This is a genomic window from Dehalococcoidia bacterium, assembly GCA_028711995.1.
Lineage (GTDB): Bacteria > Chloroflexota > Dehalococcoidia > SZUA-161 > SpSt-899 > JAQTRE01.
Genome location: JAQTRE010000001.1, coordinates 33,095 through 47,575, shown reverse-complemented (window position 1 = coordinate 47,575; position 14,481 = coordinate 33,095). Strand labels below are relative to the sequence as shown.

At 53.4% G+C, this 14,481-nt stretch carries 10 protein-coding genes; all 10 read left to right on the top strand.

The genetic code is table 11. The features are described 5' to 3' along the window. Window positions 1–40 precede the first annotated feature (40 nt). The gene (locus PHV74_00255) at window positions 41–610 is read left to right on the top strand and encodes a hypothetical protein (protein MDD5092802.1); all 570 of its coding nucleotides are present in this window, start codon (window positions 41–43) and stop codon (window positions 608–610) included. Beyond that, window positions 598–2,007: a hypothetical protein gene (locus tag PHV74_00250; protein ID MDD5092801.1), complete on the top strand. Its 1,410-nt coding sequence runs from the start codon at window positions 598–600 to the stop codon at window positions 2,005–2,007. The genes PHV74_00255 and PHV74_00250 overlap by 13 nt, the downstream gene beginning before the upstream one ends. A 79-nt stretch (window positions 2,008–2,086) precedes the next feature. Next, window positions 2,087–2,491, top strand: coding sequence for a hypothetical protein (locus PHV74_00245; GenBank protein ID MDD5092800.1), 405 nt, complete (start codon window positions 2,087–2,089; stop codon window positions 2,489–2,491). 15 nt (window positions 2,492–2,506) lie between these two features. Next, window positions 2,507–3,988 (top strand): phage portal protein, encoded by a 1,482-nt coding sequence (locus PHV74_00240; protein ID MDD5092799.1) that lies wholly within the window; start codon window positions 2,507–2,509, stop codon window positions 3,986–3,988. After that, window positions 3,972–4,793, top strand: coding sequence for a phage minor head protein (locus PHV74_00235; protein ID MDD5092798.1), 822 nt, complete (start codon window positions 3,972–3,974; stop codon window positions 4,791–4,793). The genes PHV74_00240 and PHV74_00235 overlap by 17 nt, the downstream gene beginning before the upstream one ends. Window positions 4,794–4,918: 125 nt before the next feature. Then, window positions 4,919–6,856 (top strand): ATP-binding protein, encoded by a 1,938-nt coding sequence (locus PHV74_00230; GenBank protein ID MDD5092797.1) that lies wholly within the window; start codon window positions 4,919–4,921, stop codon window positions 6,854–6,856. 359 nt (window positions 6,857–7,215) lie between these two features. Beyond that, window positions 7,216–9,558 (top strand): DEAD/DEAH box helicase family protein, encoded by a 2,343-nt coding sequence (locus tag PHV74_00225; GenBank protein ID MDD5092796.1) that lies wholly within the window; start codon window positions 7,216–7,218, stop codon window positions 9,556–9,558. 5 nt (window positions 9,559–9,563) lie between these two features. After that, window positions 9,564–11,102, top strand: a complete 1,539-nt coding sequence (locus PHV74_00220; GenBank protein MDD5092795.1) for a class I SAM-dependent DNA methyltransferase — start codon at window positions 9,564–9,566, stop codon at window positions 11,100–11,102. After that, on the top strand, window positions 11,099–12,250 hold the full coding sequence (locus PHV74_00215) for a restriction endonuclease subunit S (protein MDD5092794.1): 1,152 nt from the start codon (window positions 11,099–11,101) through the stop codon (window positions 12,248–12,250). The genes PHV74_00220 and PHV74_00215 overlap by 4 nt, the downstream gene beginning before the upstream one ends. Next, a complete protein-coding gene (locus tag PHV74_00210; protein ID MDD5092793.1) occupies window positions 12,250–14,334 on the top strand; it encodes a hypothetical protein in 2,085 nt (694 codons plus the stop codon). The genes PHV74_00215 and PHV74_00210 overlap by 1 nt, the downstream gene beginning before the upstream one ends. The last annotated feature ends 147 nt before the right edge of the window (window positions 14,335–14,481 follow it).

The following is a 14,481-nucleotide window of genomic DNA, read 5'->3' as shown; positions in this document are numbered from 1 at the left end:
GCGCCATAAAGCATGGCGAGCCTTTCAAATCTATCGAGACATGGGTGATGACCGGACTCTCGAAAAGGTACGGGAGGCTCTCGGTCGGCATGCGACATACAACCGCCAAATAGAAGAGTGGTCATCCCGCTGGAAATGGCAGGAGCGAATTGCTGCTTATGAGGCCCATCTTGATAAAGCCAGGCTGGAAGCGAACCGCCAAGCTGTTATTGAGATGGCGGAACGTCAGGCTAAGGAAGGCAAGATGCTTCAGACGCTTGGCACCCAGAAGATTAACACTCTGCTACAGAGCTTGGTAAAACTGCAGGAGCAACAGAAGAAGAGCGGTACCGAGGCGAGCGACACGATGGTGTTGCCCAAGGTCACTGTTTCGGAGGCGATCCGGGCACTCGAAGTTGGCGCCAAGCTTGAACGTGTCGCTAGGGGGGAACCTAACGAGATCATGAAGCAGAATGTTGAGAGTGACATGGTCGATGTGGCTGAAGACGTGATGGAGCGAATTGCCAAGGCTCTGGAGATGAAAGCCCAGCAGCAGGAGAGAGTAGCGGCGGCGAGAGAGAAGTATTCCGAATGGGTGGGTGAAGGGGGAGTGCCACAGTGTCCCAAGTGAAAGTACCTCTCAGCCAGGTTCGGGATTATGGCCGGGCGGCAATGCAAGACCTGCCCGGGTTCATGTCGCTCGTTTTCAAACTTGAGCCGACCTGGTTCCATGAGATCTGGCTGGACGAGCTGATCAAACCAGAGAACAAGAAGATTCTATTCATATGCCCGCCGGACAGCGCCAAGACAACTGTTGTCGGGGTCATTGCTTCCCTGTACTTCATCTGCCAGGACTCTTCCATCCACATGGGTTACGTGGGGGACACGTTCACCCAGGCAGCGAAGCAGTCAGTGGCTGTGCGAGACATGGTCAACGGGGATCCGATCATCAAGTTGGCCTACCCGGAGCTGCAACTCGATCCCGCCAAGGGTACGGCTGAGAACGAATGGTTCGTCAAGAGGCCGAATCTCGGTGACAAGGACGCGACCTTCATCTGTACCGGCGTAGGAGGCCCGTTGCTAGGATCCCGGCTCAATAAGCTGATCATCGATGACGTCATGGATGAAGAAAACTCAGCCACGCAATTGCAGCGGGATAAGGTATGGAACTGGATAACCAGCACGGCATTTTCCCGGGTAGTCGATGGAGGCCAGATCATCGCCATTGGAACCCGGTGGCATGAAGACGACGCCTACTCACGCATGGAGAAAGACGGATTCAAGGTCGTCCACTTCCCGGCGATCAGTCCGGCAGACAACCTGCTTTGGCCGGAGCGATGGTCATGGGAGCACATCCTGGATAAGAGGAAGTCGCTCGGAGCCAGACGCTTCGAGTTGATGTACCAGGGGAAGATCGTTGCCCAAGAGGGTGGGATATTCCAGCGTAAATGGTGGCAGCACGCCAAGGTTCTCGAAAGCCCCACGGATCCCGTCAAGGTGATCGTCGGCAATGAGGCGTTTCCAATAAAGAAGCTCTACCTGGCCATGGACACTGCCTTTAAGCAGGGGGTGGACAATAGCTATTCGGTCATCGCCGTCTGGGGCGAGTTTCAACTTGGGTACATCCTTCTGGATGTCTGGCGAAACAAGGTGCCGTTCTACCGGCTGGAGAACATCGCCCAGGCACAGGGGAGCTACTGGAGTCCTGATCTGGTGTTGATCGAAGACGCAGCCAGTGGGCAATCGCTGATCGATGATCTGACATTCCGCACTCACTTGAGGATTTTGCGCCGGAAGGTCGGGAATGACAAAACGTCGAACGCTGAGGCGGTGACCATGTTCTTCGAGGGCAAGCGGGTTTGGCTGCGCGAAGGCGCTCCCTGGCTCGAAGACTGGGAGCTGGAGCATGAGGTCTTTCCGAGAGGGGCTCATGATGACCAGGTGGACACGACGAGTCTCTTCTTCAACTACGTTCGAGAGGTTGAGCAGAGCCAAAGACGCGGGAAGATCAAGGCGAGTTCGGGATAGGGGGTGATGCGTATGAGACATTCATGAGCTTATAGATAAAAGCACGCGCATAACAAAAAAGAGGGGAGGAAGTGAAAACATGAAAAAGCTGATGTTCGTTGTCCTTATCCTGGCTGTGCTGGCAGTGGTCGGTGTAGCGTTGGCACAGAGTCTGCTGGGCTCGATGCCGGTGAACTTCACTGTGACATCAAACCGCGCCATCAAGTTCTACAGCGATGAGGCCATGACTACCGAAATCACCGGCTGGTATATCGGCGATTTGAAACGCGGTAGCTCGATACAGCACACGTTCGTTGTGCAGAACCCCGGAGAACCTGTGGACATAACTGTCCAGGTGAATGGATGTGACTATGTGACCGTCACGCCGTCGACGTTTCACCTCGATAGCGGGAGATACACTCAATGCATCATGGCGATATCGGTGCCAATGACGGCGGCCACTGGAGATGTTTCAGCGAATCTGAACTTCGTGGCGGCTGACTAGACTTGGAGGTGTGACATGGCCGAAGACAAGGGCGAGAAATCCAAAAGCAGGGTGAAGGCTTATATTCTGGGCGATGGCAAAGTGATTCCATCCGATGCGCTGGAACGCTACGCCGTCAAGCGGAAGGGTGAGGCAAAGAGCCGGGCACTGCCCAAGACCGAGATTATGAAGCTAGGCCGTCAGGGGATCGTCTTGCCTCCGGCCAACCTCAGTATTCTGGTCAACCTACTTGATACCAATACGTGGCACAGCAAGGCGGTTAGAGCCAAGGCTCGGGATACTATCGGCCACGGCTGGACGCTGGAGAGTGAGCTGAATGACGAAGGGGAGGTCAAAGGGTCTGAAGCCAATCGGGAGAAGCTCTATGAGTTTTTCAAGAGTGCGTCCGTTACCCTGGGGGAGACACTTGAAGACGTGTTGAACAAGGTGCTGATTGACTTTGAATCGACGGGTAACGCTTATCTGGAGATCATCCGGGAAGATAAGAACCAAGGCGAGCCGACCGCATTGGCTCATGTTTACGCCGACACCATCTGGCCGCATGAGGATGGCAAGCGCTTCTTGCAGAGGGTCGATCAGAAGTCTGTGTGGTTCAAGCGTGCCGGGTTGCCAGAGACGGTCAATAAGGACACTGGCGATATCAGCGACGTAACGGAATTTAACCTCAGAGCCACAGAGTTGATCCAGTGGAAGGAGTACACACCACGGTCGGAATTCTATGGCCTTCCCCAGGTCTACCCTGCCCTGGGTGCGATTCTGGGAGACATGAACCAGCGAGACTATAACATCAGTTTCTTCGAGAACAACGCCATCCCTCAATATGCGGTGGTCATCGAGAATGGTGAACTGGATCCCGAGACCGAAGCGGTTATCCACGACTTCTTCGAGAATAAAGCGAAGGGCAATCCTCACTCGACGCTTGTGATGTCGCTGCCCCCGGCAGAACCCGGGCAGAAGGACCCGCCAAAGATTACGTTTGAGAAGCTGGCTGTCGATGTTCGGGAAGGGCACTTCAGGCTCTATCGGCAGGACGTGAGAAATGAAATCCTCGCCGCTCATTCGGTGCCGCCTTATCGTCTCGGACTGGCAGAGCTGGGATCATTGGGGTCAACGAACATCAAAGTGGCCAATGAGATATACAAGTTCCAGGAGGTCGATTCGCGCCGGTCGATGTTGGAGGCCAAGATCAACCTGTTTGTGGTTCAGCAGGGATTCAAGATCACCGATTGGACATGGCGGCTGAATGAGATGGACATCTCCGACAGATCGGAGGATGTCGATTACTATCAGAAGCTGGAAGATGCCGCGTTCATTACGCCGAACGAAGGCCGAGAAGCTCTTGGCTGGGATCGGTCCGATGATCCCGCTATGGATCAACACTATCTCAATGGCGCGCCGATCGCGAAGTTGGCTATGGATACGCAGGAAGAGGCCAGGGGTATTGTGGAGCAAGTGGCTGCGCAGAAACGGGAGAAGAAGAATGGCAACCATCAATGATGCCAATGATTGGGCCGTGGCTATCCATGTGCTGTCACAAACCGGAGAGATGCCGGCGCTGTACCGGACACCCAAGAAACTGACCAAGATAGAACGTGCCTTTGTAAAAGAACTGCGCAAGGTTCTCCTGGGGCTCGGTGTGAAGACCATCGCTGACCTGGAGAAAATGGACCGGGTGATGTCCCCTGACAACCTCTTCGGCTCTGTTGAAGCCGATATCATGAGCCGGGCAACCAATCTTTATGACGCCTACCGATCGAACGTCGGTCTGGGAATGGAATTCGGCTATCTCCGGGGAGGTCGTGAGGTCAAGGAGATGATCGGCATTGCCCTTTCATGGGACCTCCAGAATCCGAACGTCAAACGTATCTTGGACGAATGGTCTCTCGTGGCCTCTGAGAAAACGATGAGCCGAATGAAAGGAGACATCAAGAAGATCATTCAGAAGGGCTACGAAAAGGGCCTAGGCACCGACGATCTGGCCGAACAACTCTCCAACAAATTCTACGATATGAGCCATCAGGAGGCAGAGTTCATCGCTCGGACGGAGATCGGTAGTGCCCAGAACAAAGGTGCCATGATGTCCTATGAGGAAGCAGGGATTGAGAAGGTGCAATGGCTGGCGGCCATGGACGACCGCACCCGAGAGTCACACCGCGCTGAACATGGGAAAATTGTCCGGCGTGGGGAACGGTTCCCCCAGACCGGTCTCATGTATCCGGGGGACAAGTCCGGAGATATCTCAGAGTGGATCGCCTGCAGGTGTGCGTTGACGGCCGTGGTCAAAACGAACAGAGTGGTGTAGAATGGGGTCAACTTGGGCCTGAATAGAAGGCAAAAGATATGGGATATCAGGAACGCTAGAATTCCGCATGACACTTGTTGTGCCGCAAGGAAAGACGCGACCTCTTGTCGAAAAGGAGAACTGCTGTGAAACGAGAACAACTTGTTCTATTTGATCCAAGATTTCTTGATTCATTTGCAGGAGCGAGACTACTTAAGGACCAGAAAACCGCTCTGGTTGAATTGATCGCAAATTCTTGGGACGCCGGAGCAACCAGAGTAGATGTCTCGTGGCCCGGTTATGGGAATTCTGACGGTCCGTTTCGAATCGTTGACAATGGTCATGGAATGACTGAACAGCAATTCTACAGAAGATGGCGCACACTAGCTTACAATCGATCTCAGGAGCAAGGTCCTTTTGTTGAATTCCCCCCCGGCCTCGATTTGCCACAACGTCCAGCTTTTGGCCGCAATGGCGTGGGCCGTTTTGCTGCTTTTTGCTTTGGTCATGAGAATCGGGTGAGAACCTGGCGAGACGGTATTGAAGTCACTTTCGCTGTTAAGCGCGGTGAGTCTCTGCCAATCGAGGTAACTAGAGTCAGTGAATCAGAAAGAGGTGGTACTGGCACAGAAATTATCGTCGAAAACCCCTTCCCCGCAAAACTGACAGCTGACCATGTGCGCGCAGAAATAGGAATGCGTTTCTTAATGGACCCACACTTTGAGGTCTACGTTGCGGGAGAAAGAGTCTCCTTTGAAGATATTCCGGTGACCAACGTTGATAAAATCCAAGTGCAACTTGATGGTCTTGGCAATGTCCTCATTTCAGTTATTGACACGCGCAAAACTGATCGCACAATGAAGCAGCATGGCATAGCTTGGCATGTCAATGGGAGATTGGTCGGCGAATGTTCATGGAAGCGTTCCGGGCAAGAAGCATTCCTCGATGGGAGGAGAATCCCAGCACGACGATATACATTCATCGTTTCGGCTGACTGCCTGGCTAACGCTGTCCTACCAGATTGGTCCTGGTTTAATGAAGACAATGAGCTTTTCGGTCGTGTAAATTCCAAAGTGCAGCATGCAATTCGAGACTATCTTCTGGAGCAATCGAAAGAAAAGCGCGCTGACAATCTCAACTACATAAAACAACAACACAGGGATCAGATAAAGCAAATGAGCCCCCTGCATGCAGAGAGATGGACCAACTTCGTCGCCCAAGTGCAAGAGTCGTGTCCATCCATCAATGACCGTGACCTCCTTCAGCTGTCTGGTGTCTTGGCTAATCTTGAAGTCGCGGAATCCAAATACTCTCTGCTCCACAAACTGAACGAGCTTGAACCCCATCAACTTGACGATCTATATACCATACTAGACGATTGGACAGTAGATATGGCAAAAGTCGTCCTCGATGAGCTACAGACACGACTCGTGCTCATTGACGATCTAAGAAACAAGGTATCGAGCAAGATGACAGATGAGGTCCATGAATTGCAACCGCTGTTTCATAAAGGCCTATGGATATTTGGCCCTGAGTTTGAGACCATCGAGTTCACTTCAAACGAAGGAATGACAACAGTAATCCAGCGCTTATTCCAGTCTCCCCAAAAGGGTAGCCGGAAACGTCCAGACTTTGTAATCATTCCAGACGGCACCGTCGGACTTTACTCATACCCTAAGTATGATCGTAGCGGAGGCGAAATCGGTATTGATCGACTTGTTGTCGTTGAACTTAAGAAACCCGGAATTCCTATCAGCACCGACGAGAAGCAACAAAGTTGGGAATACGTCAAAGAACTATACGGGAAGGGTCTCCTTCAAGGACATTCCTTAGTTACTTGCTTTGTCGTTGGCTCTGAGGTTGATCCAATAGAAGCAGAAGAACGTTCTGAAAAAAACGACCGGGTTCGCATCATCCCGCTTGACTACAACACTGTCCTTGAACGAGCAAAGAGCCGAGTGTTGAAGCTTTATGATAAGGTCAGAACCGCGCCATTTCTTGATCAGCAAGCAATTAATGATTTCTTAAACCCCGACCAAGCGATATCTGTGGGGAGCCAATACGAATATGATCTTGAAATTTGATATAGTCATTGATCTGCTGCCCAGGATCGGCATAACAACCGCATGAACGCCGACCCCAAATGGCGTTTTTCCTTGAGACTCAGCTTGCTGCTGAAAATGGTTCGGTTTAAGCTTAGTGCCCTGAATACCACTGGCTTTAGCTCATATCATCTGCTACAATTTCTGCAAGGCTAGGGGCCGTCTAAGTGGTTAGGGCTGTTACTCTTAAAACCGGTAAAGTCCGGGATTGGGCGCATTAAGAAAACGCTCGCCAGCATCGACAAAGGTTGAAAGAAGCCGAGAGGTGACATGCGGGTATGAAGACGAGAACAAGCGATGTTTGGAGGCAGATGTAGTGATACAAAGGAGCCTTAAGAACTGTGCCTACTGAAGCCGACACCTGCCGCAAGTACGTCCTCCCAAAGCTGTATGCGGCTGGTTGGAATGATGATCAGATCAATGAGCAACGATCATTCACCGACGGGCGGATCGTAGTCGCGGGGACAAAGGTATGGAGGCGGCCACAGAAAAGGGCTGACTACCTCCTGCGCTATCGATCTAATCTGATGATCGCGGTTGTCGAGGCCAAAGCTTCCCACAAGGTCCCGGGCGATGGCCTTCAGCAAGCTAAAGAATACGCTCAGATTCTCGACCTACAATTCGCCTACTCCACTAATGGTCACGGCATTGTCGAACACGACTTTCTCACGGGCAAAGAAAGCAACATCGATACCTTTCCATCACCCGACGATCTGTGGAAACGGTTGAAGGGCCATATCGGCCTGAAGCAGGCGGAGGAGCAGCAGCGTTTCCTTGCCCCCAGTCTGCCCGTTCCCGGCAAACCTCTACGATATTACCAGGAAATCGCAATCAATCGCGTCATCCGTGCTGTTCTGAGTGGACAGCCCCGTGTTCTGGTCAACATGGCGACGGGCACCGGCAAAACTGACGTTGCTTTTCATATCTGCTGGAAGCTCTGGAGCACCCGCTGGAACCGCACTGGCCAACCTCGTCGCCCTCGCATCTTGTACCTTTCGGATCGCTCCATTCTCGTAGATGATCCCAAGGACAAGCAATTCGCCCCGTTCGGGGATGCCCGATGGAAGATCGAAGGTGAGGCCATTAAGAGCCGGGAGATATATTTCGCCACCTATCAGGCCATCGCCAAGGATGAACGCCGACCGGGCCTCTATCGCGAATACAGCCCTGAATTCTTTGATCTTATAATCGTGGACGAGTGCCATCGGGGAAGTGCCCGCGACGAAAGCAACTGGCGCGAAATCCTTGAATACTTCCGCCCGGCGTATCAACTCGGCATGACGGCCACCCCGCTCCGCGAGGAGAACCGGGACACGTACCTTTACTTCCAAACTCCCGTCTACACCTATAGCCTTCGCCAGGGTATTGATGACGGATTTCTCGCGCCCTATCGGGTTCACCGCATCGTGACCGATGTCGATGCCATCGGATGGCGGCCATCCAAAGATGAACTTGACCGATATGGACGTCCCATTCCCGATGAAGCCTATGAAACCCCAGATTTTGAACGGCTTGTTGCCCTCAAGGCCCGCACCGAGACAATTGCCGCAAGCATCGCCGATTTTTTGCGGAAGAGCGACCCATTTGCCAAGACCATTGTCTTCTGTGTGGATCAAGAGCATGCCAATGAAATGAGGCAAGCCATCAACAACCTCTTTGCCGATCTTGCTCAGAAGTATCCCGACTATGTTGTGCGCATAACTGCTGACGAAGGTGATATCGGTCGGGGTCATCTGAGCCGGTTTCGAGAATTGGAGACAGTGACGCCTGTGGTGGTAACGACGTCTAAACTCCTCACTACCGGTGTGGACATGCAGACCTGCAAGAACATCGTCATTGTTCGAGTTATCAAATCGATGACTGAGTTCAAACAGATCATCGGGCGCGGCACCAGAGTTCGCGCCGATTATGGGAAACTGTGGTTTTCCATTCTAGACTACACCGGCAGTGCTACCAGGCTGTTCGCCGATCCGGATTTCGATGGTGACCCTGTCGATCCGCCGACCGATACACCAATTGACAAGCCCATTCCCCAACCCGAGCCGCCACTTGGGCCATCGCCTGAACCAACTGGCTCAGTGCCACCCGAATTACCAGAGCCCTCTCTACACAAATTCTACGTGGATGGCGGATCAGTAGAGATCGCCGCCCATTTTGTCTATGAGCTAGATTCCAGCGGCAAGCAGCTCCGCGTGGTCAAATTCACCGATTATGCCTCGGAGAAGATCCGGGGGATGTGGGCTTCCGCTGCCCAACTCCGTTCCCATTGGAGCAACGCCCAGGAACGCTCAGCCATTATCGAGGCTCTGAAAGACCACGGCATCACGCTGGAACAACTTACTGAAAATGCTCAGCAGTCGGAGGCCGACCCGTTCGACTTGATCTGCTACATAGCTTTCAACGCCCCGCTACGTACTCGCCGGGAACGCGCCGAACGTCTCCGCAAGGGCCGGGTGGACTTCTGGGAATATTTCAAGCCCGAGGCGCGCCAGATTCTGAACGAGATACTGGAAAAATATATCGATCACGGTACGGCGCAATTCAAGATGCCGGATATTCTGAAGGTGCCTCCCATCTCCGAGCACGGCAATGTATTGGAGATTGCAGACCTTTTCGGTGGCGCGGACAGACTGCGCCTTGCGCTGGAACAAATGCAGACACTACTTTACGCTGAGGTGGGATAGAAATCATGGCCAGAACCAGGCAAACGCAAGCACCAAAAACAACCGCCCAATCCCTTGGCAGCCTTATCAAGTCCTGCCGAGACATCATGCGCAAGGATAAGGGGCTCACTACCGATCTTGATCGGCTACCGATGCTCACCTGGATTCTGTTTCTGAAGTTTTTGGATGACCTCGAGCAGGTGCGCGAGACCGAGGCCACACTGGAGGGTAAACGCTTCCGTCCCACCATCGAGTCACCTTATCGTTGGCGTGATTGGGCTGCTAAACCCGACGGCATCACCGGGGACGCCCTTGTTGCCTTTATCCAGAACGATGAAGCCATCAGGCCTGATGACACCAGAGGTCCAGGCCTTTTTGCTTACCTCAAGTCCCTCACCGGGGCCAACGGAGGTGATCGTCGCGATGTCATTCGTACCGTCTTTGCGGGCACTACCAACCGTATGTTGAACGGCTACCTCTTGCGGGATATCCTCAACAAGGTCAATGGCATCCGCTTCACGTCTACTGAGGAGATTTATACCCTTGGCCATCTTTACGAGTCCATGCTGAAGGAAATGCGCGACGCTGCCGGGGAGAATGGTGAATTCTACACTCCGCGCCCCCTAGTCAAGTTCATCGTCGCCGTGGTCAACCCTCGCCTTGGCGAGACTGTGCTTGATCCGGCCTGCGGCACCGGCGGATTCTTGGCCGAGTCCTTCGAGCACCTCAAAAAGCAGTTCAAGACCGCCGGGGACCACCGTCGCCTCCAACGCGAGACTCTGTTCGGGGTTGAGGCCAAGCCTTTGCCCTATCTCCTTTGCCAGATGAATCTTTTGCTTCATGGCATGGAGACGCCCACTATCGACCCGCTCAATGCCCTCCGCTTTCCCCTTCGCGAAATCGGTGATAAGGATCGAGTGGACGTTATTATGACCAATCCGCCCTTTGGTGGTGAGGAAGAGCGTGGCATTCTGGGCAACTTCCCCGATGACAAAAAAACCGCTGAGACGGCGCTGCTTTTCCTTCAATTGCTTATGCGCAAGTTACGCCGAACGCCCAAACCAGGACGCGCCGCTGTGGTTGTCCCCAACGGCACACTCTTCGGCGATGGCGTGTGCGCTCGTATCAAGGAGGAATTGCTCAGAGAGTTCAATCTCCACACCATCGTCCGTTTGCCCAAAGGGGTCTTTTCTCCTTACACCGACATCCAGACCAACGTCCTTTTTTTCGACCGATCCGGCTCGTCGAAAGAGGTCTGGTACTACGAGCACCCGCTGCCCCCAGGTCGTAAGGGCTACACGAAGACACAGTCACTTCAGTTCCAGGAATTCACCGATTGCATCACGTGGTGGGGCAAACGAGAAGAAAACGATCGGGCATGGAAAGTCCCTGCTGCTGAATTGCTCGCCAATGGGTGTAATCTCGACCGCAAGAACCCACGTGGCAATGAATCCATCACACACCTCCCGCCCGAAGAACTCGCCGCTAGCATCCTCGAGAAAGAGCGGCGGATTGCGGAGATCGTAGGCCGGATTCAAGGGCTACTGACTAGGGAGGGCGTATGAGCCCGACGTGGCCCAACGTGCGGTTGGGAGAGGTGCTACGGCGCAGCGAAGAGACCGTTGTGTTACAGCCTGACGGCGAGTATCGCGAACTCACCGTCAAGCTTTGGGGCAAAGGAGTTATCCTGCGCGGCATCGTCACGGGCGCGGAGGTGGCGTCGTCGCGCCGCTTCGTCGCACATGCCGGGCAATTCATTCTATCGCGGATTGATGCGCGCAACGGTGCGCTGGGGGTCGTGCCAGACGAGCTAGATGGAGCAATTGTCACTAGTGATTTCCCCGTCTTCAGCATTGATGAGAGCAAGTTGCTGCCATCGTTTATGAGATGGATGAGTCGCACGGCGGGCTTTGTCGAGATGTGCCAAGGGGTGAGTGAGGGGACCACAAATCGCGTGCGTTTGCAGGAGAGCATCTTTCTCAATCTTGAAATCCCCTTGCCGTTGTTGGCAGAGCAGCGGCGGATCGTGGCTCGGATTGAAGACCTGATGGCACAAATTGAGGAGGCAAAAGCTCTAAGGAAGAAAACTGAAACCGAAGAGCAATGCATGATGGAGGCCGTCTTCTCGTCGATCATCCAGAACGTAAGGAGACAGCCTCTCCGGGAAGTGGCACCGATAGTTAGACGATCTGTTGCCGTTGATGCCTTTGCCGAGTACCTGGAGCTGGGGATCCGATCATTTGGCAAAGGCACCTTCCACAAGCCACCGCTCAGTGGTGTAGCCCTTGGGTCAAAACGACTATATCAGATCCATCCGGGTGATCTGATATTCAACAATGTTTTTGCATGGGAGGGTGCGGTAGCAGTCGTGCGAGCGGAGGATGCAGGAAGATTTGGGTCACATCGCTTCATCACGTGTGTCCCCAAAGTGGGAGTTTGCACAAGTCACTTCCTTTGTTTCTTCTTTCTGACAAAAGAGGGCCTCTCTCTCCTTGGCGAAGCCTCTCCCGGCGGTGCCGGCCGCAATCGAACCTTGGGTTTGGAAGCGCTTGCTCGCATTACTGTGCCGGTTCCGGATTATCGCTTGCAGGTATGGTTCGACAACCTGCAAGCTGAAGTGGACACGCTAAGGCGCTTGCAAGGGGATACTGCCGCTGAACTGGATGCTCTTCTTCCCTCCATCCTTGACCGGGCGTTTAAGGGAGAAATGTGATGGGCAGGGAACTGCGCTTCACCGATCCCGCGTTCCGTTGTGAGGTAATTCTCTCTGGGCCAGCGATGGCACTTTATGAGGCAGCACAACCCCAGTTTGAACGGCTCAAAGGAATTAAGAGCCTTGGCCTAACCGCACACATCAACGAAGTCGCGATGCACACTCGTCACCAGCACCTCGTGGGATTGATGCGCATCTTCAATAAGCTGTGCCAGCAACCTAAGGAGAAGGGTCTACCCAAGAAATTCCTGTGGTCTTTCTGGTGTCGTCTGTGCTTCGCACAGACTGGCCACGCTGCCATGAGCTATGATGCCGAGAAGGCGGTGCTACTCGCATGCCATTTGGATGCCAATTTCAAGGCTAAACTGCGGACACTTGTACATCCAGTTATAGACCAGTTGGTGGCGTGTCCAACCTGCACCAAAAAGCTGTGTCTGGTGAAAGACAAGGGCAAGCAAGAGGCGAGCGAGTGGTTTGAGTATCTTGTTCAGCAGAACCGCTGGCAGCAGCTCCATCTTTGGATTGCGGCGTTGAAGCTGGCGCAGGAGCCGAAACTTCGGACGATTCTCGGCGGGCAAAGGGACAACTCGCCTGGATTCTCCGAGGAAGAAAGCTTCAAAATCCTTGTCGCGCCAGACTGCTTGTGGGATTATTCAATTTACAACCTCAGCCGCCTCGACTTTATCGTGCGCGACCTAGCATTTGCCGGGACGTTGGGCATCCAACTGGACGTTGACAACCTTGTCTCTGCCGCAAATGAAGACCACCCGGATTGGAAGCTGCTGAACTCGCTCAACCGCCACCTTTTGGATACGCTTTACGAAAGCATCGAGGCACAAACTGCCTCCATACTCTTTCAGCGGGCGCTGGCAGATATTCTGATCAGGGGAAAGATTACACTCGAAGCACTCTTCGGCATCGGGTCGAAGTTTGATGACGCCGATCTGATTGATATTATGCAGCGTACGGCGGCGGGCCGTGAGGCATTCGAGTCGGACCGGCGAAAGTCATGGCGTGCGTGGCCGATCAGCACCTATATCGACAAAGAACGGGTCCCGTGCGAACTCGAACGTGAAATCACCGGTCACGACAAGGGTCACTTGTCAAGGCATACCTCAGCGCGTGCCACCTGCTTCAAGTTACGCCAGGATCATATGCTGGCTATTGCTATGTCTCATCAAAGCTTGGCTGACCGCCCGGGCGCGACGGCCTTTGTCAAGCTCTGCCGCAGCGTTCTGAACAAACAATATCCCAGACTCGTCCCTAGTCAGCTCACCAACGCCCTAATCGAAGGACTTGTAGACCGAAAGTGCCAGCATGGTTTGGTGTCCGCAGCAGAGCGATTGAGCAAATCGGGAGTTGGGTTGGAGACGCTACGCAAGGCAGCGAATGTCATAAACAGCCGCGCCTCGGGCCACTCCGAGGTGTCTGGCGACTTCAGTTTCAAGATTGGCGGCTATGAGTATCCGATCCGCGATAATCCATTTGAATTTCAAATCAACAGAATGCATGCGTCCTTGATGGGCGATGAAGCCGTGCGCAAGAATCTGGAGACCACGCAGGAACAGGCCGCCGAGATTCTGTGGGATCAATTGCTGAGTTGGCAAACGGTGTACTTTGGTCCGCGACCGACACAGAGGATCGCCGACCTTGCGACTCAGGTGCAGCAGCTACTTGCTCGGCAGGTTGTTGCTGGTGCGGCGACCGCCGCCAAAGATCTTGAGTGTTATGCGTTGCTAGAAGCTCTGAATCATCCACCTCAAAAAGTGTCCTTCCGTGTCACGTTGCCAAACCTCAAGCTCTTGAACGAGGACGATACAGTTGAGAACGAATATGACGTCGTATCGGTCGTCCTCAAGGATGACAAAGACGTCGAAGTGTGGGTTTGGGGCGTCACCACGGAGCAGGATCTGACCAGAAAACGAAATGCCGACCTTGTGAAGATTCAAAAACTAAAGGACCTTCTTGGCAACCGGTGGGAAAGCGACGTGCGTGTCGCAACCAACTACATCAACAAAGGCGCCAACCAGATTTGTCTTGATATCGACGGACGAAGAATATTCCGGGATGTGGCTATACCATGATTGCCGAATGGGCGCCTAACGACACTGTCGAAAAAACCTATAACAGTTTCGGGGTTGTTGGGTGATTTAGCTTCAGACATTACCGACTCTTTTCGACGGCTCCTCCATATTCCAGTATGTATACTAAAGTAATTGACAGTGATCTAC